The organism is Modestobacter sp. NPDC049651 (assembly GCF_040659695.1).
Classification (GTDB): Bacteria; Actinomycetota; Actinomycetes; order Mycobacteriales; family Geodermatophilaceae; genus Modestobacter.
Genome location: NZ_JBFAOG010000001.1, coordinates 495,274 through 516,450, shown reverse-complemented (window position 1 = coordinate 516,450; position 21,177 = coordinate 495,274). Strand labels below are relative to the sequence as shown.

Here is a 21,177-nt window from a genome sequence, read left to right as displayed (position 1 = left end):
GCAACCCGTGCGGAGGTGGTCACCGGGGGGCGCGACCGGCGGCAACGGAACCGAGACGCTCGTCACTCCAGGTTACGGACGCCCGGGTCCGGGAAATGCTCCTCCTCATGACCAGCACGCCTCAGGTGGAGGAGATCACGCCCGAGCTCCTCGCCCGCGAGTTCTCCATCGTCACCGCGGTCACCCGGCTGGACTTCCTGAGCCGCCGTGACAACGTGGCCATGGAGCTGCCCGCGCCGGCCACCGACGACGATGACGACGACTGGAAGCGCATCAAGAACGTCGACACGTCGCTGGACGCCGACGAGGCCTTGGAGTTGCTCGCGCTCGGTGAGGTGGTCGCCCGCAAGGCCCACGACAGCCGCCAGCTCGGGATCCGCGCCGCGCTCCGCGGCGGCGCCGGCTGGGAGCGCATCGGCACCGCGCTCGGCGTCGGCCCGCGCGCTGCCTGGGAGCAGCACACCGCCTGGCTGGACGCCCAGGCGGCCGCCCGCCGCGGCGGTGACCTCGAGGCCCTCGACGAGGCGGCGGTGGCCACGGCCCGCGAGCTCGCCGGTCCCCGTCCCGCCTGAGGGGAGGCCCCCGTCGCCGGGGCCTAGCCGTGTAGGACGGCGAAGGTGGCCACGGCGTGCACCAGGTCCGCGCCGTCCTGGGTGACGTCGGCGTCGCACACGGTCAGGTGCTCGCCCTGCTTCCGCACCCGCCCGGTGACCTGCAGGTCACCCGGTGACCCGGGACGCAGGTAGGTCACCGTGAGCTGGCTGGTGGCCGGTACGTCGTCGTCGCCGGTGCGGCTGCGCACGGCCGCGCCCATCACGGTGTCGACGAGCGTGGCCAGCACCCCGCCGTGCAGGGTCCCGGCCGGGTTGAGGTGCTCCTCGGTCGCGGTGAACACCAGCCGCGCCGTCCCGTCGTCGGCGTCCACCTCCGGCAGGCCGAGGTGCTGCACGAATCCGGTCGGGTGCGTCGCGGGCATGCCCGGCGGCTACCCCGTGCCCGCGCGGGGACACCTCCGCGGTCTTCCGCTCGGTGGGGGCCGGCTGGTGGGCCCGGCCGGTCGGGGAGATGCTCCGGCCATGACGAGCAGCACGGCACCCCGATCGGTCATCGTCACCGGCGCCGCCGGCGGCATGGGCGGCGACTTCGTCCGCGCCTTCGCGGCCACCGGCGCCGACGTGATCGCCTCGGACGTCCCGCAGCGGGCGGAGCTCGGCGAGCGGTTCGCCGCGGAGGTCACCGCGGACGGCGGCGGGCAGGTCACCTTCGTGCCCGCCGACATCACCTCCGACGACGACCTCGCCGCGTTGGTCGAGGCGGCCTCGGCCCGGTCCGGGGGCGTGGACGTGCTGGTCAACAACGCCGGCATCTTCATGGACCTCGGCGCCAAGCGGCCGATGACCGAGATCGACAACGAGTCCTGGGACCGGGTGCTCACCGTCAACGCCCGCGGCACCTGGCAGGCGGTCAAGGCCGTCGTCCCGGCGATGCGGGCCCGCGGCGGCGGCCGGATCATCAGCATGTCCTCGGGCACCGTGCACGCCGGCACCGCCGGTTTCGTGCACTACGTGGCCAGCAAGGCCGCGGTCGAGGCGCTCACCAAGGTGGCCGCCCGCGAGCTCGGCCCCGACGGGATCACCGTCAACTGCATCGCCCCCGGGCTGATCGAGACCGAGGCCGCCAAGCAGATGAACAGCCCCGAGTACCTGCAGCAGGCCGCGGCGAGCCGGTTCATCGCGCGCGGCATGGCGCCGGCGGACCTGGTCAGCACGATGCTGTGGCTGGCCGCCCCGGAGAGCGGGTTCGTCACCGGCCAGACGATCGTCGTCGACGGCGGCTGGCTGCAGGCCTGACGTCCCGACCGGACCCGCGACCATCCCGACCGGACGAAGGAGTCCTGTGACCGACCAGCCCGACGAGCACCTCTGGCGCGCCCCCCGCAGCACCCCGGAGTCCCGGGCCGGCCGGCCGCCGGAGCACCGGTTCGAGAACCGGCCCGGGATGGTGATCGAGAAGGACATCGCGATGCCGTTCGGCAGCGAGGGGCACGTGCTCTACGTCGACGTCTACCGCCCGGACACCGACGTCCCGGCGGCGCCGCTGGTGAGCTGGTCGCCCTACGGGAAGCACAACCCCGCGCCGATCGGGCAGATCTACCCGGGCAGCGGGGTGCGGCCGGAGTGGACGTCGGACCTCACCACCTTCGAGGCCCCGGACCCGGAGTACTGGGTGCCGCACGGCTACGCCATCGTGCTGGCCGACATCCCCGGCACCTGGTACTCCGAGGGCCGGGCCACCTACCACTCGGTCGAGGAGGCGCGGGCCTTCGCCGACGTGGTCGAGTGGGCGGGCACGCAGCCGTGGAGCGCGGGGAAGGTCGGGTTGTCCGGCGTCTCCTACCTGTCCAGCCTGCAGTGGTTCGTCGCCGCGCTGGACCCGCCGCACCTCGCCGCGATCAACCCCTGGGAGGGCTGGAACGACAGCTACCGGGAGGTGGCCCGGCACGGCGGCATCCCGGAGACCTCGTTCTGGCCCTACATCTGGGAGCGCTGGGGCGCCAGCACCACCGAGATCGAGGACCTCGAGGCCGAGACCGCCGCGCACCCCTGGTACGACGAGTTCTGGGCGTCCAAGGCGGCCGACCTGGAGGCGATCCGGGTGCCCGCGTTCGTCGTGGCCAGCTGGGCCGACCAGGGGCTGCACAGCCGCGGCACGCTGGAGGGCTTCCGGCGGATGGCCTCGGAGCAGCGGTGGCTGGACGTGCACGGCCGGAAGAAGTGGGCCTACTACTACGAGCCGGAGAACGTGGAGCGGCAGCGCGCGTTCTTCGACCACTTCCTCCTCGACCGGGACACCGGGGTCCAGCAGTGGCCGCGGGTGCGGGCCGAGGTGCGCGACCGCTACTACGAGGGCAGCTGGCGGGAGGCCCGCGAGTGGCCCCTGGAGGACGTCGAGTACCGGCGGCTGCACCTGGACGCCGCGTCGTCCGCGCTCACCTGGGAGCCGGTGGCCGCGGAGAGCGAGGCCGGCTACGACGGGCTGGGCAGCGGGCTGGCGCCGCGCCGGGCCACGTTCGAGATCACCTTCCCCGAGCCGGTGGAGCTGGTCGGGCACGTCACCGCCGTGCTGCACGTCTCCGCCGACGAGGCCGACGACATGGACGTCTTCGTGGCGCTGTTCAAGCTCGACGCCGCGGGCCGGCAGGTCGGCTTCGCCTACTACGGCCAGTTCGAGGACGGGCCGGTCGCGGTCGGCTGGCTGCGCGCCTCGCACCGCGAGCTCGACCCCGACCGGACGACGGAGTTCCTGCCGGTCCACGCCCACCGCCGCGCGCTGCCGCTCGAGCCGGAGGGACCCACCCGGATCGAGGTGGAGGTGTGGCCGTCGGGCACCCGCTTCGAGGCGGGGGAGAAGCTGCTGCTGGTGGTGCAGGGCAGCGACGTCATGCGCTACCCCGAGCCGCTCACCTACGCCCGGCACACCGAGACGGTCAACCACGGGCGGCAGGTGGTGCACACCGGCGGGCGGTTCGACTCGCACCTGCTGGTGCCGGTCCTGCCGCCGCGGGAGGGCTGACCGCTCCCGGGTCGACGGTCAGCCGGGGAGCAGCAGGGCCTGGTCGGGCTCGCACCACGCCCAGCGCTCACCCGGCTCCGCGGAGGCGACCACCGGGTGCCCGGTGGCCCGCCGGTGCGCGGCGGCGTGCCGCGCCGGCGAGGAGTCGCAGCAGCCGACGGCGCCGCAGGTCAGGCAGCGCCGCAGGTGCACCCACCGGCCGCCGTCGCGCAGGCAGTCCGGGCAGGTGTCGGCGGGCCCGGACGGCGCGGGCAGCGCGGCCGCGTGGGGGCAGACCGCACCGCCCTGCGCCGTCCAGCCGGTCACCGGCGACGGGTGGCCGGCTGCCGGGGGAGCCGCGCGCAGAACGTCGTCCCGTGCTCGCCGGTGGTGAAGCTCAGCGACCCGCCGTGCCGGCGCTCGATGATCCGCCGGGCGTTCTCCAGGCCCAGCCCGCTGCCGGCCCCCGCCGGCTTGCTGGTCACGAACGGCTCGAACACGTTGGCGCGCAGCTCCTCGGGGATGCCGGGGCCGTCGTCGGAGATCTCCACGAACACCGCGTCGTCGTCGGCCCGGGTGCGCAGCGTGAGCGTGCCCCCGCCGGGGCTCATCGCGTCGGCGGCGTTGTCGATGATGTTGGTCCACACCTGGTTGAGCTCGGCGGGGTAGCCGGGCACCTTCGGCAGCGCGGCGGCGTACTCGCGGCGCACCTCGATGCCCGACAGCTTCCGGGCGAGCATCACCAGGGTGCTCTCCAGCCCCGGCTTGACGTCGACGTCCTGGTGCTGGGCCTGGTCCATGTGCGAGTACTGCTTGACCGCGCCGACCAGCGAGGAGACCCGGGTGGTGGCCTCCTCGATCTCGTCCATCAACGCCTCGGTCTCCAGCGTGTAGCGGAGCCAGCCGAACGCGGCCTCCCACTTGAGGCCCGAGTCGACGTCGGCGACCACCCCGTCGACCCAGCCGGCGTCCAGGCCGGAGGCGGCGAACACCGGGGCCAGCTCGTACGCGTGGGCGACGCCGAGGTCCTCGAGCCGGTCGCTGATCTCGTCCTCGAGGTCGCTCTCCTCCAGCGCGGTGAGGTCCGGCCGCGGCTTGGCCGCCCGCTCGACGGCCTGCTCCTGGATGCTGATCAGCTGGTGCACCTTCTCCGCGGAGATGCCCTCCTTGGCCAGGATCCGCAGCTTCGAGCGCATGCCGGAGATCCGGCTGCGCAGCTGCTCGGTGGCCCGCACCGCCGCGGCCGCCGGGTTGTTCAGCTCGTGCGCCAGGTTCGCCGACAGCACGCCGAGCTGCACCAGGTGCTCCCGCTGGCGCATCGTCGACTCGGTGGCCCGCACCCCCTCGTAGATGCCGTCCAGCAGGTGCACCGCCATCGGGCACTGCTGGTGCACGAGGGTGGCGAAGTCCGCGGCGGGCAACCGCAGGAAGCGGCTGGGCCGGGTGGCGCGCAGGCTGGTCTGGTAGGCCTGCGGCGCGCCGGTGGCGAACGCCCGGACCGCCCCGGCGTACGCGCCGCGGTGCGTCGTCTCGTTGATCAGCACGTCCTCGCCGCCGGCGTGCTTGGTCATCGCCAGGCCGCCGTCCATGAGCACGAACAGCGCCTCGGCCGGCTCGTCGCCGGCGAACACGACGGCGTCGGCGTCGTAGACGCGCACCTCGGCCCGCTCGGTGAGCCAGTGCAGCGTCGCGTCGTCCAGCTGCTCGAAGAGGAACAGCGACCGCAGCTCGTCCACCGTGGGGCGGGGGGTCGTGGTGGTCATCAGATCGCCTCCAGGTAGCGGTGCACGAGGGTGACGGCCATCGCGCCCTCGCCGACCGACGACGCGACGCGCTTCACCGACTCCGAGCGGACGTCGCCGGCGACGAAGACGCCCGGCACCGAGGACTCCAGGTGGTAGGGGCCGCGCGACAGCGGCCAGCCCGCCGGCGGCCGGCCGTCGGCGTCCAGCAGCGCCGGTCCGGTGCGCAGGAAGCCGTGGTCGTCGCGGGCGTAGTCATCGCCGAGCCACCCGGTGATCGGCCGGGCGCCGATGAACACGAACAGCCGGCTCGCCTCGACGGTCTCGCTGCCGTCGGTGGCGTGCGAGAGCACCAGCCGCTCCAGGTGGCCGTCGCCCTCGACCGCCTCGACGGTGGTGCAGGTGCGCACCTCGATCGACGGGTGCGCCTCGATCCGGGCGACCAGGTACTCGCTCATGCCGCTGCGGATGTCCGGCCCGCGGCAGAGCATGACCACCTTGTCGGCGTACTTGGCGAAGTGCAGCGCCGCCTGCCCGGCGGAGTTCGCCGCGCCCACGACGTGCACCGTCTGCTTGCGGCAGCTGAGCGCCTCGTGCGGGTCGGCGCCGTAGTAGACCCCCCGGCCGTTGAACTCCTCGGCACCGCGGGCCGGCAGCCGGCTCCACTGCACGCCGGTCGCGAGGACGACGGCGTGCGTGGTCACCTCGCTGCCGTCGGCGAACCGGACGACGCGGCCGTCGCCGGCCGGCGCGATCTCGGTGACCTCGGCGGTCGTGACGATCTCCACGCCGAACTTCACCGCCTGGTCGCGGGCCCGCCGGGCCAGGTCGGCGCCGGAGACCCCGCGCGGGAAGCCGAGGTAGTTCTCGATCCGGCTGCTGGTGCCGGCCTGCCCGCCGGTGGCGGTCTTCTCCACCAGCAGGGTGCGCAGCCCCTCGCTGCCGGCGTACACCGCCGAGCCCAGGCCCGCGGGCCCGGCGCCGATCACCACGACGTCGTAGAACGGGCTGCCCGCCGTCGTCGACAGGCCGCACTTCTCGGCGACCTCCCGCAGCGTCGGCCGGCGGAGCACGACCCCGTCGGGGAAGACGCAGGCCGGCAGCGCGGCGTCGTCGGTGAGCTCGGCGGCGGTGCGGATCGCCGCGGCGTCCTCACCCTGCAGGTGCCGGTAGGGGACCTGGTTGCGGGCGAGGAACTCCTTGAGCTCCTGGGTCTCGGCCGACCACTGGTGGCCGAGCAGGGTGAGCCCGTCGAACGGCTGCCGGGCGCTGCGCTTCCACTGCTCGAGCAGGTCGTCGAGGACCGGGTAGAGCTTCTCCTCCGGCGGGTCCCAGGGCTTGAGCAGGTAGTGGTCGAGGTCGACGTCGTTGATCGCGCGGATCGCGGCGTCGGTGTCGGCGTAGGCGGTGAGCAGCACCCGCTTGGCGGTGGGTGCGAGGTCCATCGCCTGCTCCAGGAACTCCACCCCGGTCATGCCGGGCATGCGGTGGTCGGCGAGGAGCAGGGCGGTGGTCTCACCGCGAGCGGTCAGCTCGCGCAGCGCGGCGAGGGCGTCGGGGCCGCTCTCGGCCCGGACGACCCGGAACCGGTCGCCGTAGCGGCGACGCAGGTCGCGGGCGACGGCGCGGCTCACGGCCGGGTCGTCGTCGACGGTGAGCAGGACGGGACGAGCGGGCACGGCACCTCCGGATACGGGCCGCGAGGGTGGACACCCGGGAGGGGTCGCCCCCGGTGGCTGGTGTCCATCCAACCCGTTGCACGGCCCGACGGGAAGCCACCGGGCGATCGCACCTGGCAGGGTGGGCCCACCGACGACCACGCGAGGAGAGCAGATGACGGCGCCGACGGAGTACCTCGACTGGTGGCGGCACGGCGAGGAGCACCTGGGGACGGCGCTGGGCCGGCTCACCGACGAGGAGTTCGCCGGGCCGTCGCTGCTGCCGGGCTGGACCCGGGCGCACGTGCTCGCCCACCTGGCCGGCAACGCCGAGGCCCAGGTCAACTTCCTGACCTGGGCGCGGACCGGGGTCGAGACGCCGCCCTACGCCTCCGACGAGGCCCGCGACCAGGCGATCGCCGAGCGGGCCGCGCTGCCCCCGGCGGAGCTGCGCGCGCTGCTGCTGGACTCGGTCCGGCTGCTGGTGGCCGCGGTCGAGCAGCTCCCCGACGCGGCGTGGTCGGCGTCGGTGCGCAACCGGCAGGGCCAGGAGATCCCCGCGGTCGAGCTGCCGCTGATGCGGGCCCGCGAGGTGTGGGTGCACTCGGTCGACCTGGACGCCGGCGTCGGCTTCGACGAGGTGCCCGCGGAGGTGCTCGCCTCGGTCGTCGACGACGTCTTCACCCAGTGGGACGCGCGCGACGTGGTGCCCGACGTCGTCGTGTTCGCCGGCGACCGGGAGTGGGGGACCGGCCGGCTCGCGGTCAGCGGGTCGCTGGCCGACGTCGCCGCCTGGCTGACCGGGCGCGGCGACGGCGCCGGGCTGCGGTCCGACGGGCCGCTGCCCTCGCTGGCCGCCTGGCGCTGACCGGTCCGGCCGGGGTGACCACCCCGGGCTGAGCGTCCCCTCCCACCGGTGGGGCACCGCTGGGCCCGGGGTGGTCACCGGGTCAGGGCAGCGGGTCCACCCGGCGGAGGAACGAGCGGACCGCCAGGTGGTGCGACAGCTGCTCGCGGTGGTCGTCGCAGGCCGTCCAGGTCTTCTCCCGGTCGGGCGTGTGCACCTTCGGGTTGTTCCAGACCAGCCGCCACCGGGCGGGCGCCGTGCAGCCCTTGGCCGAGCAGATCACCGGTTCGTCGTCCACGCCCCCGAGTCTGCCCGGCGGCGTGTCAACCCCCGCGCGTGCACACCGCGTGTAGGAGGTGAGACGGGCCGTGACCGGCAGGGGAGGGCGGTTGGACGACGACGGGTTCCGCCGGTTCGTGGTGGCGCAGCGGCAGTCGCTGCTGCGCACCGCCTACCTGCTGGCCGGGGACCACGGCCACGCCGAGGACCTGGTGCAGACGGCGCTGCTGAAGACCTACCGGCACTGGGCGCGGGTCACCGCGAAGGGCGACCCGACCGCCTACGTGCGCCGGGCGCTGGTCAACGAGCACACCAGCTGGCGTCGCCGGCTGTCGAGCACCGAGCAGGTCGTCGAGACGCTGCCGGACGTCGCGGCCGCCGCCGTGCCGGACCGCGACGAGGAGATGGTCCGTGCGCTGCGCGAGCTGCCGCCGCGGATGCGCGCCGTCGTCGTCCTGCGGTACCTCGAGGACCGCTCCGAGGCGCAGACCGCCGAGCTGCTGGGCTGCTCGGTCGGCACGGTGAAGACCCAGTCCTCCCGGGCGATGGCCCGCCTCCGGGAGCTGCTCACCCCCGCCGAGCGAGAGGCAGGACGGCGATGAACGCCGAGACCGAGCTGCGCGACCGGCTGGCGTCCGCCGCCACCCGCGCCGACCGCTGGGACGACGACTGGGCGGCCGCCGACGCGGTGATCGACCGGCGGCGGGTGGAGCGGCGGCACCGGGTGCTGGGCGCGGCGGCGACCGTCTGCGCGGTCGTCCTCGCGGTGCTGGTGCCGACGGTCGCCGGCGGGATGTTCGCCGACAGCTCCGCCCCGCCCGCCCAGGGCGTGGACGCCGGCGATCCCTGGGACTCCCCGGTCCGCGGCTCGCTCGCCGGGGACCACGCCTTCCTCGCGCAGGTCGCGGCGCTCGACTGGCCGGGCACGTCCCGGCCCGCCGCCCGCCGGGTGGTGTTCGCCGGTGACCTCGGGGACCAGCGCTGGGTGCTGGTCGCCGGCCGGGTCGGCGGGGCGATGCAGGGGGCGTGGTTCACCGGGCGGGCCGGGGCGGTGCCGGGCGGGCTGGCGTTCGCGAGCTCGGCGCCGCTGCCGGCGTCCGGGGTCGCCGAGGGCACGCACCTGTCGGGCGACGGCAGCAGCCTGGTGGTGCTGGCCCGGCCCGCCGACCGGCTCCTGGTCTCCAAGGCGGTGCGGGTCGACGCCGACGGCGCGGCCTCCCGCGAGTGGTCGCCGGTGGCCCTGACGCGCGGCGTGGCCCGGGTCGACCTCCCCACGGCCGCCGGCGCCGTCCGGTACCGGGTCGAGCGCGACGGGGTGCCCGTGGCCGCCGGACCGACGGTGTCCGCGGACCTGCCCGACGGCGACCCGGCCGCCGACGTCGTGGCCGTCGCCGCCCAGCCGCCGCTGCGCGGAGGCCAGGGCACCGCACCGGCGGCCGCCGTCGCGACGGCGCTGGAGAGCGTGACCGGCCGGACCGGGCTGGCCGTCGCCGACCTGCACCCGCGGCTGCTGTGGACCGGACCGGTGCCCTCCGGGGACGGCGTGACGGCGCAGGCGGTCGTGCTGGCGGCGACCCTGCCCTCCGGCGCGGTGCTCACCAGCACGGCGTGGGCGGTGCCGGACGGCACCGGCACCCAGGCGGGCCGGTTCTTCACCGCCGCCCGGCCCTGCGGCACGACGGTCGACCCGGCGGGCACCCCGGTGGACGACCTGGTCGCGGTCGGCCGGTGCGCCGTGGGCGACGGCCTGGTCACCCGCTCGCTGGTCGTCTCCGCGCCGGCCCGGGTGACGCAGGTGCGGGTCGACTCCGGCGCGGGACCGGGGGAGCCGCAGCCGCTGGCGGGCAGCGGCGTCCTCGACGACCACGGCGCGGTCACCTCGGTGACCGTGTCCGGCCCCGGGCTGGACCCGGTGACCGCGCCGGTGGCGCGGTCCGGTGACGCGCTCGCCGTGGACGGCGGGTGATGCCTCCGCCGTGGCCGGAGTCGGCGGTGCTGCTGGCCGCCCGGCAGCTGGCCGACGAGGCCCGGGACCGCCGCGGCCGGGTGCACCCGCCCGGTCGGCGGCCGAGGTCGGTCGTGCGCCGTGACCCCGCGCACGACCGGCCTCCGGCCGGCCACCCGGCCCCACCCGCCGGCGGCGGATGAGCAGTTCGGTTCGCCGGGACCGGAGTGTGCGCGGGTGCCGGCGACCGCAACCGCGCAGCCGGCGCAGGGACGGCGACGCGGCTCAGGCGGCGGCCGCGGCGGCGTCCTCGACCGGTGCGTGCGCGGGTGCGCGCCGCGGGGTCATCCCCAGCGCGGCCGCGGCGGCGGCGACCGCCGTCCCGGCGAGCACCCACCACCCGGCCTGGAACGCGGCGTGCGCCTCCGCGTAGCCGTGCGGGGTGCCCAGCACCGCGACGAAGACGCTCACCCCCAGCGCCGTACCGATCTGCCGGGTCGTGTTGACCACCGCGCTGCCGGTGGCGGCCTGGCCGGGCGGCAGGTCGGCCGCGGCCGAGGACAGGATCGACGGCAGCGCCAGGCCCACGCCCGCCCCGCCGATCAGCCAGCCGGGCAGGAAGTCGGCGGCGTAGTGCGGCACCGGGCCCACCGACAGCGAGACGACGACCGCGCCGACGGCGGTGAGCAGGCAGCCGACCGCCACGACGACCCCGATCGGCAGCCGCCGGGCGAGCCGGTGGGCCACCACCGAGAACAGCGGCACCATCAGCGGCCCCGGCGTGATCGCCAGGCCTGACCGGACGGCCGACCAGTCCCAGACCTGCTGCAGCCACAGCACCCGCGACAGCAGCGAGGCCGCGAAGGCAGCGGCGAACAGCAGCGACGTCAGGTTCGCCCAGCCGAACGCCCGCACCCGCAGCAGCGCCGGCGCCACCACCGGCGCCGGGTGCCGGGCGGTGCTCCAGGCGAACCCGGCCGCCGCCAGCACCGCGACCAGCCAGGCGACGATCGTCCGCCCGCCGGCCCAGCCCCAGTCGGGGCCCTCGACCAGCCCCAGGGCCAGCGCGCCGACGCCCACGGCCAGCAGCGCGGCCCCGAGGGCGTCGGGCAGCCGCTGCACCGACCTGTCCCGGGACGCCGGCACCCAGCGGGCGGCCGCGGCGAGCGCGAGCAGCCCGATCGGCAGGTTGACCAGGAACACCCACCGCCAGCTGGCCTCCACGAGCAGCCCGCCGACCACCGGGCCCAGCGCGGCGGCGACGGCGCCGGACGCCGCCCAGGTGCGCACCGACCGCGCGCGGTGCTCCGGTGCCGCCGAGGCCACCACCAGCCCGAGGCTCGCCGGGGTGAGCAGCGCGGCGCCGGCCGCCTGCACGACCCGGGCGCCGACCAGCTCCCAGATGCCGTTGCTGGCAGCGCACGCGACGCTCGCCGCGGTGAAGACCGCGAGCCCGACCAGGAACCCGCCCTTGCGGCCGTAGCGGTCGGCGACGCGGCCGGCCGGGATGAGCAGCGCCGCGTACACGATCGCGTAGGCGTTGAGCACCCACGACAGCTGCGACAGCGACGGCCCGCGCAGCTCCGCCCCGATCGCGTCGAAGGCCACGTTGACGATGAAGACGTCGAGGCTGGCCATGAACGCGGCGAGGGACAGGACGGCGAGGACGAGCCCCGCTCGCGGCTGACTAGTGCGGGCCATGGTCAGGCACCGTAGACGGCTGGCTATGCGAGGCACAAGCTAGCCTGGTGCCGTGGACGACGAACGGGACGCGGTTCGGCTGGAGGGCCCGCTCGCCGATCGGGCGGCGTGGTCGGCGGACCGCTGCTCGCTGGCCGGTGCGCTGGGCGTGGTGGGCACCCGATCGGCGATGCTGATCATGCGCGAGGCCTACTACGGGACCCAGCGGTTCGACGACTTCGCCCGCCGGGTCGGCGTCACCGACGCGGTCGCCGCCACCCGGCTGCGCGAGCTCACCGACGCGGGGCTGCTGCGGCGCGAGGCCTACCGGGAGCCCGGCCAGCGCACCCGGCAGCGCTACCGGCTCACCGCCATGGGTCGCGACCTGTTCCCCAGCCTGGTCGGGCTGCTGCGCTGGGGCGACCGGTACCTGGCCGGGGCCGACGGACCGCCCGTGGTGCTGGAGCACGCCGACTGCGGCGAGCCGGTCGAGGTGGCGGTCCGCTGCGCGGCCGGCCACGACGTCCCGCTGGCGGAGGTCTCCGTCCGCGTGCCGTGAGCGCCGGTCAGCCGGGCAGCCGGGAGAGGACGACGTCCCCGCGGCTGACCACCAGCGCGAGCGAGGCCGCCGGGTCGGCCAGCACCCGGACGTCGTGGCCCGGGTCGGCGCGGGCCAGCAGCACGTCGGCCGCCGCGCCCGGCGCCAGCACGCCCAGCCGCCCGCTCTCGCCCAGCAGCTCGGCGCCGACCAGCGTCGCCGACGCGAGCACGTCCCAGGAGTCCTGCACCTCGGCGCGCAGCGCGAACTCGCGGTTCTGCTCCTCGGCCATCGGCCCGAGCAGGTCGGTGCCCAGCGCGATGCGCACGCCGGCCCCGGCGGCCACCCGCAGCGCCACGGCGCCCCGGTCGGCGACGGCGGCCAGCTTGTCCGCGCGGTCGGCGGGCAGCCCGAGCTCGACGCCGCGCTCGCCGAGCACCGCGTAGGCCGCCAGCGTCGGCACCAGGAACGTGCCGGCGGCGGCCAGCAGCTCGGCGTCCTCGGGCCCGACGAGGTTGCCGTGCTCGATGGTCCGGACGCCGAGGTCGACCGCCCGCCGGATCGCCGCGCCCGCGTAGGCGTGCCCGGCGCAGTACAGGCCCAGCCGGTCGGCCTCCTCGACCGCGGCGGTGATCTCCGCGTCGGAGAACTGCACGCCGTCGATCCGGTCGGTCGGGCTGGTGATCCCGCCGGACAGCATCAGCTTGATGAACGTGGCCCCGCGCCGGGCCTGCTCGCGGACCGCCCGGCGCACGTCGTCGGCGCCGTCGACGATGCGGCCGATGCCGGGCACGTCGGGGTGCGGGTCCCACAGCTCCCGCCCGCGCGGGCGGAGGTCGGCGTGCCCGGCGGTCTGCGACAGCGCCTTCCCGCAGGTGTGCAGCCGCGGGCCCACGGCGACGCCCTCGTCCAGCGCCTGGGTGAGCCCGGCGTCCGCGCCGCCGGCGTCCCGGGCGGTGGTGAACCCGCGGCGCACCATCTCCCCGAGCGCCCGCACCGCGTGCGCGGCGACGTAGCTGGCGCGGTGCCCGGAGTCGGCCCACTCGTCGGCGGTCAGCGAGGTGACGTGCACGTGGCAGTCGATGAGCCCGGGCAGCGCGAACAGCCCGGTGCCGTCGACGTCCCCGGCCTGCAGCGGGCCGCCGTCGTCCGGGCCCACGGCGGTGATGCGGTCGCCGTCCCACTCGACCTGCTGGCCGGGCACGGTCTCCCGGCGGGCGACGTCGACGACGGACACCGAGCGGATGCGCATGGGGTCAGACCCTCTCAGCTGCGGGCGAGACCGAGCAGCAGGCCGTCCTCGAGGACGGCCGGGCTGGTGGTGAGGAACAGCGGGACGCCGCTGGTGGGCGCGGTGACCCGGTGCAGCTCGTCGCCCCACGGCCCGAGCACCACGCCGAGCAGGTCGCCGGTGCGCACCTGGTCGCCCACCCCGACGGTGGCCTGCCAGAAGCCCTGCACCGGGCTGCGCAGCCAGGCCCAGCCGTCGTGCTCCACCGGGGCGGCGACCGGGGCGGCGACGTCCGGCGGGAGCATGCCCAGGTGCGCGAGCACGTTGTGCACGCCCTGCAGGTGGCCGGCGACCGAGGCCTCGTCGCAGATGCCGTTGGCGCCGATCTCGGCGGTGACCGACGGGACGCCGATGTCGGCGGCCGCGCTGCTGGTGCTGCCGCCGACGGTGCGCACCGCCCGGCTCTGCCGCACCACGTGCCCGGTGCCGTACACGCGGGCCATCTCCCGGGCGCGCTCCTCCACGGGTGACTGCTCGTACAGGCAGAACGGCTCCAGCGCCTCCGGGATGTCGCCCGCGTGCAGGTCCAGCAGCACGTCGGTGGGCCGGATGAACGCCTCGAACAGCCGGTGCGCGAGCACCTCGGTGTAGGACCCGGCCGGGTCGCCGGGGAAGCAGCGGTTGAGGTTCCTGCCGTCGGCCGGCACCACGAACGGCGACCGGGCCCAGAACGCGGGCTGGTTCAGCACCGGGACGACGGTGAGCGTGCCGTGCAGCCGGTCGACGTCCAGCTGCCCGATCAGCCGCAGCAGCGCGGCCATCCCGGTGTACTCGCCGCCGTGCACGCCGGCCACCACGGTCAGGTGCGGTCCGGTGCCCGCGCGCCCCTCGGCGCGGGCGAACGGAACCTCGACCGGAGGTCCGGGCAGGTCACCGAGCGTGAGCACGAGTCGCCGCATGCGGCCATCCTGCGGACCGCGGACCGGGTGTGTCACAGGTGACGCCGACATGGTTCGAAACGTAACACCTTGGAAACTGATGGCCGTTACTGTAATGATTGCTACAGGCCGAGACACCGGCGATCCCGGGTCTGCCGCAGTGCGCGCTCCGCTGTCCGCAGCACCTCTCCGGGCCTCCGCCCAGCACCCCTGCGATCCCCGCTCGGCACCCCCTCCGCCCGCCCCCGCGACGGCGGCCGCCGGCGTCCCCCGGTCAGTCTGTCCCGCCTCCCACCTGGGATCGGGCCGAACGATGAGGCAGTTCCCCCATGACACGAGCACACCGGTACCGCGTTCCCGGCATCGCGCTGGCCGCGCTGCTGACCCTCTCCGCCTGCGGCGGCGGCAGCAGCAGCTCCGGCAGCGGTGACTCCGCCGCGGCCGCCGAGGGTGGCGACCTGGTCATCGCCCGCGCGGCCGATGCGCTGTCGATGGACAAGACCACGACCTTCGACAACAACTCGATCTACGTGTTCGAGCAGATCATGCAGCCGCTGTTCACCGTGAGTAAGGACGGCAAGGAGGTCGAGCCGCTCCTCGCGACCAGCTACGAGGTCTCCGACGACAAGCTGACCTACACGATCAAGCTGCGCGAGGGCGTGACGTTCTCCGACGGGACGCCCATGACGGCCAAGGACGTCAAGTTCTCCATCGACGAGGACAGCAAGACCGGCGCCGACGGCTGGGGCTACATCAACGCCGCCATCGACTCGGTCGAGGCCACCGACGACCAGACGGTCACCATCAAGCTGAAGTACGCGTGGGCGCCGCTGCTGGCCGACCTGTCGCTGTTCTCCAACGGCATCATCCCGGAGAACTACGGCGGCAAGACCTCCGAGCAGTTCTACGAGGCCCCGGTCGGCACCGGCCCGTTCAAGTGGGGCGAGTGGAAGAAGGGCCAGTCGCTGAAGCTGGTCAAGAACGACAAGTACTGGCAGGAGGACCAGCCCCACCTCGACAGCGTCACCTGGACAGTCGTCCCCGACGCGAACACCCGCAAGCTGCAGCTGCAGGGCGGCCAGATCGACATCGACGAGTACCCGGACTGGTCGAGCTTCGGCTCGCTGAAGAACGCCCCCGGCATCACCGCCACCGCGTTCCCCTCGACCCGGATCGACTACCTGGACTTCAACCAGCAGAAGACGCCGTTCGCCGACGTCCACGTGCGCCGGGCGATCGCCTACGCCGTCGACCGCGAGTCGCTGGTCAAGACGGTGCTCTACGGCAACGGCGAGCCGGCCGACTCGCTGCTGGCCCCCGGCGTGCCCTACTACGCCAAGAACCCCGACGCGCCGAAGTTCGACATGGCCAAGGCCAAGGAGGAGCTGGCGCAGTCGTCGGTGCCGAACGGCTTCGCGACGTCGATCACCATCAACTCCGGTGACCCCAACCAGGGCTCCGTCGCGCAGATCCTGCAGGCGCAGCTCAAGGAGCTGGGCATCGACCTGCAGATCGAGCAGCTCGACCCGACCGCGCTCAAGCAGCACCGCAACGCCGGCGACTTCAACATGATCATCGGCGGCTGGACGATGGACATCCCGGACCCCGACGAGTGGACGTCGTTCGCGGTCGACCCCGAGGGCGGCTCGCACTCCGCGTACTCCTGGTACGACAACCCGGAGGTCGTCGCGCTGAACAAGCAGGCGCAGGCCGAGACCGACGAGTCCAAGCGCGCTGACCTGTACAAGCAGCTGCAGGAGAAGACCGCGGCCGACGCCTGGGCGGCGTACCTCTACTACTCGCCCTACGCCTACGCCACGACCGACAAGGTCAAGGGCTTCTACGCGACCCCCCTCGGCAACTACCCGCTCGAGGGCGTCTCCAAGACGAAGTGACCCCTGCCGCGGGCGGTGGCCGGCAGCGCGCCGGCCACCGCCCGCGGACCTCCCCGCACCACATCAGAGAGGAGGGGGACGTGCTCGAGCGCCTCCGCTTCGTCCCGGGCCGGCTGCTGCAGGCGGTCCCGGTCATCTTCGGCGTCACCGTCGTCGTCTTCTTCATGGTCCACCTGCTCCCGGGCAACCCGGCGCTGGCCATCCTCGGGCAGACCGCGACCGAGGACCGGGTGGCGGCGCTCAACCACCAGCTCGGCCTCGACCAGCCGCTGTGGAAGCAGTACTTCACGTTCCTCGGCCACCTGCTCACCGGTGACCTGGGCACCAGCATCAGCTACCAGCGACCGGTCTCCGAGCTGATCACCACCGCGATCCCGGTGACCCTGTCGCTCGTCGTCTTCGCCCTCGTGCTGGCGCTGGTCCTCAGCATCCCGCTCGCGGGCATCGCCGCCGGCAGGCCGGGCCGCGGCCGGGACCTCGCCGTCCGGGCGTTCACCCTGGTCGGCCAGGGCATGCCGCAGTTCTGGGTCGGCATCATGCTGCTCCTGCTGCTGGCGGTGAAGGCCGGCGCCTTCCCGGTCGGCGGGTACGGCGAGACCGCCGGCTCGCACGTCTACTACCTGTTCCTCCCCGCGCTGACGCTGGCCATCGCGCTGTCGCCGCAGATCATCCGCAGCCTGCGCGCCTCGACGATCAACGTGCTCGGCTCGGACTACGTGGGCACGGCCCGGTCCAAGGGCGCTGCCGGGATCTCGCTGTTCCGCGGTCACGTGCTCCGCAACGCCGCGATCCCCACAGTGTCGATCGTCGGGGTCAACCTCGGCTACCTGGTGGGCGGGTCGCTGGTCATCGAGAAGGTGTTCGCGATCCCGGGCCTGGGCTCGCTGATGATCAACGCGATCTTCTCCCGCGACTTCCCGACCATCCAGGCCGTCGCCCTCGTGGTCGCCCTGTTCGTCGTGGTCGTCGGGATCCTCACCGACGTCGTCTACACCTTCCTCGACCCGCGGGTCGACCTGTCCGCCAAGGAGCGCGCATGACGACCACCGCGGTGGCGACCGCCCGGCGGGCCGCCCGCCGGCCGGCGCGCTCGCGCAGCCTCCGGCCCTGGTACCGCAACGGCACCCTGGTCACCGGCCTGGTGATCGTCGGGCTGCTCGTGCTGGTCGCCGTCCTCGCCCCGTGGCTGGCGCCCTACGACCCGGTCAAGCAGGACCTGCAGAGCGCGCTGCAGTCGCCGTCCGGCTCGCACTGGCTGGGCACCGACAAGTACGGCCGCGACGTCCTCAGCCGGCTGATCTGGGGCGCCCGGGTCGACCTGCGGGTCGGCTTCCTCGCCGTCCTCATCCCGTTCGTGTTCGGCTCGGTGATGGGCGCGCTGGCCGGCTACTTCGGCGGCTGGTTCGACGCGGTCGTCATGCGCGTCGTCGACGTCTTCTTCGCCTTCCCGTTCTACGTCCTGGTCATCGTGCTGGTGTTCGTGCTCGGCGCGGGGGAGAAGAGCATCTACCTGGCGATCGCCGCGGTCTCCTGGGGCTCCTACGCCAAGATCCTGCGCGGCGAGCTGCTGGTGGCCAAGAAGCAGGACTGGGTGGTCGCCGCCCGGCTGGGCGGCATGTCGCACGCCCGCGTGCTGGGCCGGCACATCACCCCGAACGTGCTCTCGCAGGCGCTCATCTACGGGATGAGCGACATCGTCATGGACATCCTGGCGATCGTGACCCTGGGCTACCTGGGCCTGGGCATCGCACCGCCGACCGCGGAGTGGGGCAGCATGATCCTCGACGGGCAGGAGTTCATCACCACCCAGTGGCAGCAGGCCACGATCCCCGGCCTCGCCGTGGTGGTCACCAGCCTGGGCCTGTCGTTCCTCGGCGACGGCCTGTCCGACCAGCTCAGCCCGGGACGGCGCTCGTGACCGCCGTCGAGCAGAGCCCGCTGACCCTGCCCGGCGCCACCACGCCGCTGCTGCAGCTGGACCGGCTGACCCTGGGCCTGCGCCGCGGCGGCCGGGAGGTGCGCATCGTCGAGGACGTCGACCTGACGGTCGGCGCCGGCCAGCGGGTCGGCCTCGTGGGCGAGTCCGGCTCGGGCAAGTCGCTGACCCTGCGCGCCATCGCCGGGCTGCTGCCGGCCGGCGTGGAGGTGCTCGGCGGGGGCATCGAGTACGCCGGGGAGGACCTGCTGCGGATGCCGGCCAAGCGCCGCCGCGCGCTGGCCGGCCCGGACATCGCGATGGTCTTCCAGGAGCCGATGACCGCGCTCAACCCGGTCATGCGGGTCGGTGACCAGATCGCCGAGGGCCCGCGCCGGCACCTCGGGCTGTCGAAGAAGGCCGCCGCCGACCTCGCCGTCCAGCTGATGACCCGGGTCGGGATCCCCGACCCGGAGCGCCGGGCCCGCGCCCACCCGCACGAGCTCTCCGGCGGTCTCCGGCAGCGGATCATGATCGCGATGGCGGTCTCCTGCGGGCCGCGGCTGCTGCTGTGCGACGAGCCGACGACGGCGCTGGACGTGACCGTGCAGCTGCAGGTGCTGCGGCTGCTCGAGCAGCTGTGCGCCGACACCGGCACCGCGCTGGTGTTCGTGACCCACGACCTGGCCGTGGTCACCCAGACGTGCACCGACCTGTCGGTCATGTACGCCGGGCACATCGTGGAGACCGGCCCGGTGGCCGACACCTTCACCCGGCCGCGGCACCCCTACACCCGCGGCCTGCTGGAGTCCGCGCCGGACTTCGACCACCCCGACCGGGTGCTGGTGCCCATCCCGGGCTTCCCGCCCAACGTCGCCGACCGGCCGGCGGGCTGCCCGTTCGCGCCGCGCTGCGGCTACGTGCAGCCGCACTGCACCGAGGCGCCGCCGCCGCTGGCGGAGGTCGCCCCGGGTCGCGAGGCCGCCTGCTACGAGACCCACCGGCTGGGAGAGGAGCTGCCCGCATGACCGCCACCGCACCGGTGCCCAGCGCCGAGGACAGCGGCGCCCAGGAGGTCGTGCTGCGGGTCGCCGACCTGACCAAGGGCTACCCGCTGGCCGGCGGCTGGTTCAACCGCAACCGCCGGGTGCTCAAGGCGCTCGACGGCGTCGACCTGGAGCTGCGCCGCGGGGAGGTGCTCGCGCTGGTCGGCGAGTCCGGCTCGGGCAAGTCGACGCTGGCCAAGATCGTGGTGGGCGGCGCGTCCCCGACCACCGGGTCGGTGACCTACCAGGGCGCCGTCCTGCCGGCCAGGCGCTCGGGCAAGGACGCCCGCCGCATCCAGATGGTGTTCCAGGACCCGTACTCGTCGCTGAACCCGCGGCTGACCGTCGGCGCCATGCTCGGCGAGCTGCTCCGGCTGCACGACGTGGTGCCCCGCGACCAGGTGCGGGCGGAGAGCGTCCGGCTGCTCAACCTGGTCGGCCTGGAGGAGGACGCGCTCGGCGCCTACCCGAGCCAGTTCTCCGGCGGGCAGCGGCAGCGGCTGGCGATCGCCCGGGCGCTGGCCGTGCGGCCCGACGTCCTCATCGCCGACGAGCCGGTCTCCGCGCTGGACGTGAGCGTGCAGGCGACGATCCTCGAGCTGTTCGCCGAACTGCGCGCGGAGCTGGGCCTGTCGATCCTGTTCATCGCGCACAACCTCGCGGTCGTGCAGCACCTGTCCGACCGGGTCGCGGTCATGTACCTCGGCCGGATCGTCGAGGTCGCCGACACCGCCGACCTGTTCGCCCGGCCCCGGCACCCGTACACCCGCGCGCTGATCGACTCGATCCCGCGGATGACCCGCACCAACGCCGACGACGCGTTCCAGCTGGACGGCGACCCGCCCAGCCCCTACGACGTCCCGGCCGGCTGCCGGTTCGCGCCCCGCTGCGCGCTGGCCGCCGACGTCTGCAGGCGCACCGACCCGCCGCTGCTGTCCGTCGGCCGCGGCCACGTCGCCGCCTGCGTGCGGACGGCGGAGCTCGCCGAGATTCCCCTGGTGGACCCGCCCGCCGACCTGGTGGCCCCCACCCTCCCCAGCACCGAACAGGAGCGCACCGCGTGAAGATCTGGATCAGCTTCGACATGGAGGGCGTCGCCGGCATCGTCGACTGGGACCAGTGCCGGCCGAGCGGCGGCGCCCGCTACGCCGTCGGCTGCCAGCTGATGCTCGACGAGGTCAACGCCGCCATCACCGGCGCCATCGCCGGCGGTGCCACCGAGGTGGTGCTCAACGACTCGCACGGCACGATGGCCAACCTCGACCCGCGCGAGGTCGCCGGGGCGGCGTCCTACATCGCCGGCCGGCACAAGCCGCTGTACATGATGCAGGGCCTGGACGAGACCGTGGACGCGGTCTTCTTCGTCGGCTACCACGGCTCGATCTCCGGCCGGCCCTCGACGCTGTCGCACACCTACAACCCGGAGGTGTTCGCCGCCGCCCGGGTCAACGGCGACGAGGTCGGCGAGAGCGGCATCAACGCGCTGGTCGCCGAGCACTACGGCGTCCCGATCGCGTTCGTCTCCGGCGACGCGGTGACCTGGGCGGAGACCGAGAAGTACGCCCCGGGTGCGGTCAACGTCGTCACCAAGGAGTCGATCACCCGGTTCAGCTCGGCCAACCTGCACCCGGCGGAGTCCTGCCGCCGGATCCGGGCCGGCGCCGAGGAGGCCGTGCGCCGCGTGGCGGCCGGGCAGGTCGGCACCCCGGGCATCAGCCGCCCGGCGACCCTCGAGCTCGACGTGCAGACCGCCGACATGGCCGAGGTCGCCACCTGGGCCCGCGGCACCGAGCGCGCCGGCGAGCGCACCGTCTCGATCACCGGCGACGACCTGCTGGCGGTCTTCCGCTCGTTCGTCGCCGTCAACTACATCACCCGCCAGGCGGGCGGGCGATGACCGACAGGAGCGCC

General features: G+C 74.4%; 21 protein-coding genes. 13 read left to right on the top strand and 8 right to left on the bottom strand.

Going from position 1 to position 21,177, the window contains the following annotated elements:
* Nucleotides 1-107: 107 nt before the first annotated feature.
* Nucleotides 108-572, top strand: a complete 465-nt coding sequence (locus tag AB0J00_RS02630) for a hypothetical protein (protein WP_357739731.1) — start codon at nt 108-110, stop codon at nt 570-572.
* Between the two features lie 23 nt (nt 573-595).
* On the opposite strand, the gene AB0J00_RS02625 is transcribed toward AB0J00_RS02630, so the two are convergent.
* A complete protein-coding gene (locus AB0J00_RS02625) occupies nt 596-976 on the bottom strand; it encodes a PaaI family thioesterase (RefSeq protein ID WP_357739728.1) in 381 nt (126 codons plus the stop codon).
* Nucleotides 977-1,076: 100 nt separating this feature from the next.
* On the opposite strand from AB0J00_RS02625, the gene AB0J00_RS02620 reads away from it, so the two are divergent.
* Together AB0J00_RS02620 and AB0J00_RS02615 are read left to right on the top strand one after the other, a co-directional pair.
* Nucleotides 1,077-1,850: an SDR family NAD(P)-dependent oxidoreductase gene (locus AB0J00_RS02620; RefSeq protein WP_357739725.1), complete on the top strand. Its 774-nt coding sequence runs from the start codon at nt 1,077-1,079 to the stop codon at nt 1,848-1,850.
* Nucleotides 1,851-1,896: 46 nt separating this feature from the next.
* Nucleotides 1,897-3,573, top strand: coding sequence for a CocE/NonD family hydrolase (locus AB0J00_RS02615; protein ID WP_357739722.1), 1,677 nt, complete (start codon nt 1,897-1,899; stop codon nt 3,571-3,573).
* Nucleotides 3,574-3,591: 18 nt separating this feature from the next.
* On the opposite strand, the gene AB0J00_RS02610 is transcribed toward AB0J00_RS02615, so the two are convergent.
* From AB0J00_RS02610 to AB0J00_RS02600, 3 genes are read right to left on the bottom strand one after another with little or no spacing between them, the layout of a single operon-like run.
* Nucleotides 3,592-3,879 (bottom strand): UBP-type zinc finger domain-containing protein, encoded by a 288-nt coding sequence (locus AB0J00_RS02610; RefSeq protein WP_357739719.1) that lies wholly within the window; start codon nt 3,877-3,879, stop codon nt 3,592-3,594.
* A complete protein-coding gene (locus AB0J00_RS02605; protein WP_357739716.1) occupies nt 3,876-5,315 on the bottom strand; it encodes an ATP-binding protein in 1,440 nt (479 codons plus the stop codon). The genes AB0J00_RS02610 and AB0J00_RS02605 overlap by 4 nt, the downstream gene beginning before the upstream one ends.
* The gene (locus AB0J00_RS02600) at nt 5,315-6,973 is read right to left on the bottom strand and encodes an FAD-dependent oxidoreductase (RefSeq protein WP_357739713.1); all 1,659 of its coding nucleotides are present in this window, start codon (nt 6,971-6,973) and stop codon (nt 5,315-5,317) included. Before AB0J00_RS02600 ends, AB0J00_RS02605 begins: the two co-directional genes overlap by 1 nt.
* A 154-nt stretch (nt 6,974-7,127) precedes the next feature.
* Between AB0J00_RS02600 and AB0J00_RS02595 the strand changes: the two genes are divergently transcribed.
* Entirely contained in the window at nt 7,128-7,820 is a 693-nt protein-coding gene (locus AB0J00_RS02595) for a maleylpyruvate isomerase family mycothiol-dependent enzyme (protein WP_357739710.1), read from the top strand.
* Nucleotides 7,821-7,902: 82 nt separating this feature from the next.
* Here the strand turns inward: AB0J00_RS02595 and AB0J00_RS02590 are convergent, their stop codons facing one another.
* A complete protein-coding gene (locus tag AB0J00_RS02590) occupies nt 7,903-8,097 on the bottom strand; it encodes a hypothetical protein (RefSeq protein ID WP_357739707.1) in 195 nt (64 codons plus the stop codon).
* 70 nt (nt 8,098-8,167) lie between these two features.
* Between AB0J00_RS02590 and AB0J00_RS02585 the strand changes: the two genes are divergently transcribed.
* Together AB0J00_RS02585 and AB0J00_RS02580 are read left to right on the top strand one after the other, a co-directional pair.
* Nucleotides 8,168-8,680 (top strand): SigE family RNA polymerase sigma factor, encoded by a 513-nt coding sequence (locus tag AB0J00_RS02585; protein WP_357739704.1) that lies wholly within the window; start codon nt 8,168-8,170, stop codon nt 8,678-8,680.
* Entirely contained in the window at nt 8,677-10,044 is a 1,368-nt protein-coding gene (locus AB0J00_RS02580; protein WP_357739701.1) for a hypothetical protein, read from the top strand. Before AB0J00_RS02585 ends, AB0J00_RS02580 begins: the two co-directional genes overlap by 4 nt.
* A 264-nt stretch (nt 10,045-10,308) precedes the next feature.
* On the opposite strand, the gene AB0J00_RS02575 is transcribed toward AB0J00_RS02580, so the two are convergent.
* Nucleotides 10,309-11,724: an MFS transporter gene (locus tag AB0J00_RS02575; RefSeq protein WP_357739698.1), complete on the bottom strand. Its 1,416-nt coding sequence runs from the start codon at nt 11,722-11,724 to the stop codon at nt 10,309-10,311.
* 52 nt (nt 11,725-11,776) lie between these two features.
* Here AB0J00_RS02575 and AB0J00_RS02570 point away from each other — a divergent pair, with 52 nt between their 5' ends.
* Nucleotides 11,777-12,262 (top strand): helix-turn-helix domain-containing protein, encoded by a 486-nt coding sequence (locus AB0J00_RS02570; protein WP_357739695.1) that lies wholly within the window; start codon nt 11,777-11,779, stop codon nt 12,260-12,262.
* 7 nt (nt 12,263-12,269) lie between these two features.
* On the opposite strand, the gene AB0J00_RS02565 is transcribed toward AB0J00_RS02570, so the two are convergent.
* Together AB0J00_RS02565 and AB0J00_RS02560 are read right to left on the bottom strand one after the other, a co-directional pair.
* Entirely contained in the window at nt 12,270-13,493 is a 1,224-nt protein-coding gene (locus AB0J00_RS02565; protein ID WP_357739692.1) for an amidohydrolase family protein, read from the bottom strand.
* A 14-nt stretch (nt 13,494-13,507) separates the two neighbouring features.
* Nucleotides 13,508-14,431 (bottom strand): succinylglutamate desuccinylase/aspartoacylase family protein, encoded by a 924-nt coding sequence (locus AB0J00_RS02560; protein WP_357739689.1) that lies wholly within the window; start codon nt 14,429-14,431, stop codon nt 13,508-13,510.
* A gap of 308 nt (nt 14,432-14,739) precedes the next feature.
* On the opposite strand from AB0J00_RS02560, the gene AB0J00_RS02555 reads away from it, so the two are divergent.
* From AB0J00_RS02555 to AB0J00_RS02530, 6 genes are all read left to right on the top strand, one after another.
* Nucleotides 14,740-16,305 carry an ABC transporter substrate-binding protein gene (locus tag AB0J00_RS02555; protein ID WP_357739686.1) on the top strand — a complete coding sequence of 522 codons (1,566 nt, stop codon included), beginning with the start codon at nt 14,740-14,742 and terminating at the stop codon, nt 16,303-16,305.
* Between the two features lie 80 nt (nt 16,306-16,385).
* Entirely contained in the window at nt 16,386-17,345 is a 960-nt protein-coding gene (locus tag AB0J00_RS02550) for an ABC transporter permease (RefSeq protein ID WP_357739683.1), read from the top strand.
* Entirely contained in the window at nt 17,342-18,223 is an 882-nt protein-coding gene (locus tag AB0J00_RS02545) for an ABC transporter permease (RefSeq protein WP_357739681.1), read from the top strand. The genes AB0J00_RS02550 and AB0J00_RS02545 overlap by 4 nt, the downstream gene beginning before the upstream one ends.
* Complete coding sequence (locus AB0J00_RS02540) at nt 18,220-19,248, top strand: ABC transporter ATP-binding protein (protein ID WP_357739678.1); 1,029 nt, start codon at nt 18,220-18,222, stop codon at nt 19,246-19,248. Before AB0J00_RS02545 ends, AB0J00_RS02540 begins: the two co-directional genes overlap by 4 nt.
* The gene (locus tag AB0J00_RS02535) at nt 19,245-20,330 is read left to right on the top strand and encodes an oligopeptide/dipeptide ABC transporter ATP-binding protein (RefSeq protein ID WP_357739675.1); all 1,086 of its coding nucleotides are present in this window, start codon (nt 19,245-19,247) and stop codon (nt 20,328-20,330) included. The genes AB0J00_RS02540 and AB0J00_RS02535 overlap by 4 nt, the downstream gene beginning before the upstream one ends.
* Nucleotides 20,327-21,163 carry a M55 family metallopeptidase gene (locus AB0J00_RS02530; protein ID WP_357739672.1) on the top strand — a complete coding sequence of 279 codons (837 nt, stop codon included), beginning with the start codon at nt 20,327-20,329 and terminating at the stop codon, nt 21,161-21,163. Before AB0J00_RS02535 ends, AB0J00_RS02530 begins: the two co-directional genes overlap by 4 nt.
* Nucleotides 21,164-21,177 lie beyond the last annotated feature (14 nt).

Bases quoted from the DNA above. Each gene is read 5' to 3' on its own strand.
- AB0J00_RS02630 (WP_357739731.1), top strand. From the start codon at position 108: ATGACCAGCACGCCTCAGGTGGAGGAGATCACGCCCGAGCTCCTCGCC.
- AB0J00_RS02625 (WP_357739728.1), bottom strand. From the start codon at position 976: ATGCCCGCGACGCACCCGACCGGATTCGTGCAGCACCTCGGCCTGCCG.
- AB0J00_RS02620 (WP_357739725.1), top strand. From the start codon at position 1,077: ATGACGAGCAGCACGGCACCCCGATCGGTCATCGTCACCGGCGCCGCC.
- AB0J00_RS02605 (WP_357739716.1), bottom strand. From the start codon at position 5,315: ATGACCACCACGACCCCCCGCCCCACGGTGGACGAGCTGCGGTCGCTG.
- AB0J00_RS02595 (WP_357739710.1), top strand. From the start codon at position 7,128: ATGACGGCGCCGACGGAGTACCTCGACTGGTGGCGGCACGGCGAGGAG.
- AB0J00_RS02580 (WP_357739701.1), top strand. From the start codon at position 8,677: ATGAACGCCGAGACCGAGCTGCGCGACCGGCTGGCGTCCGCCGCCACC.
- AB0J00_RS02575 (WP_357739698.1), bottom strand. From the start codon at position 11,724: ATGGCCCGCACTAGTCAGCCGCGAGCGGGGCTCGTCCTCGCCGTCCTG.
- AB0J00_RS02565 (WP_357739692.1), bottom strand. From the start codon at position 13,493: ATGCGCATCCGCTCGGTGTCCGTCGTCGACGTCGCCCGCCGGGAGACC.
- AB0J00_RS02560 (WP_357739689.1), bottom strand. From the start codon at position 14,431: ATGCGGCGACTCGTGCTCACGCTCGGTGACCTGCCCGGACCTCCGGTC.
- AB0J00_RS02555 (WP_357739686.1), top strand. From the start codon at position 14,740: ATGACACGAGCACACCGGTACCGCGTTCCCGGCATCGCGCTGGCCGCG.
- AB0J00_RS02545 (WP_357739681.1), top strand. From the start codon at position 17,342: ATGACGACCACCGCGGTGGCGACCGCCCGGCGGGCCGCCCGCCGGCCG.
- AB0J00_RS02535 (WP_357739675.1), top strand. From the start codon at position 19,245: ATGACCGCCACCGCACCGGTGCCCAGCGCCGAGGACAGCGGCGCCCAG.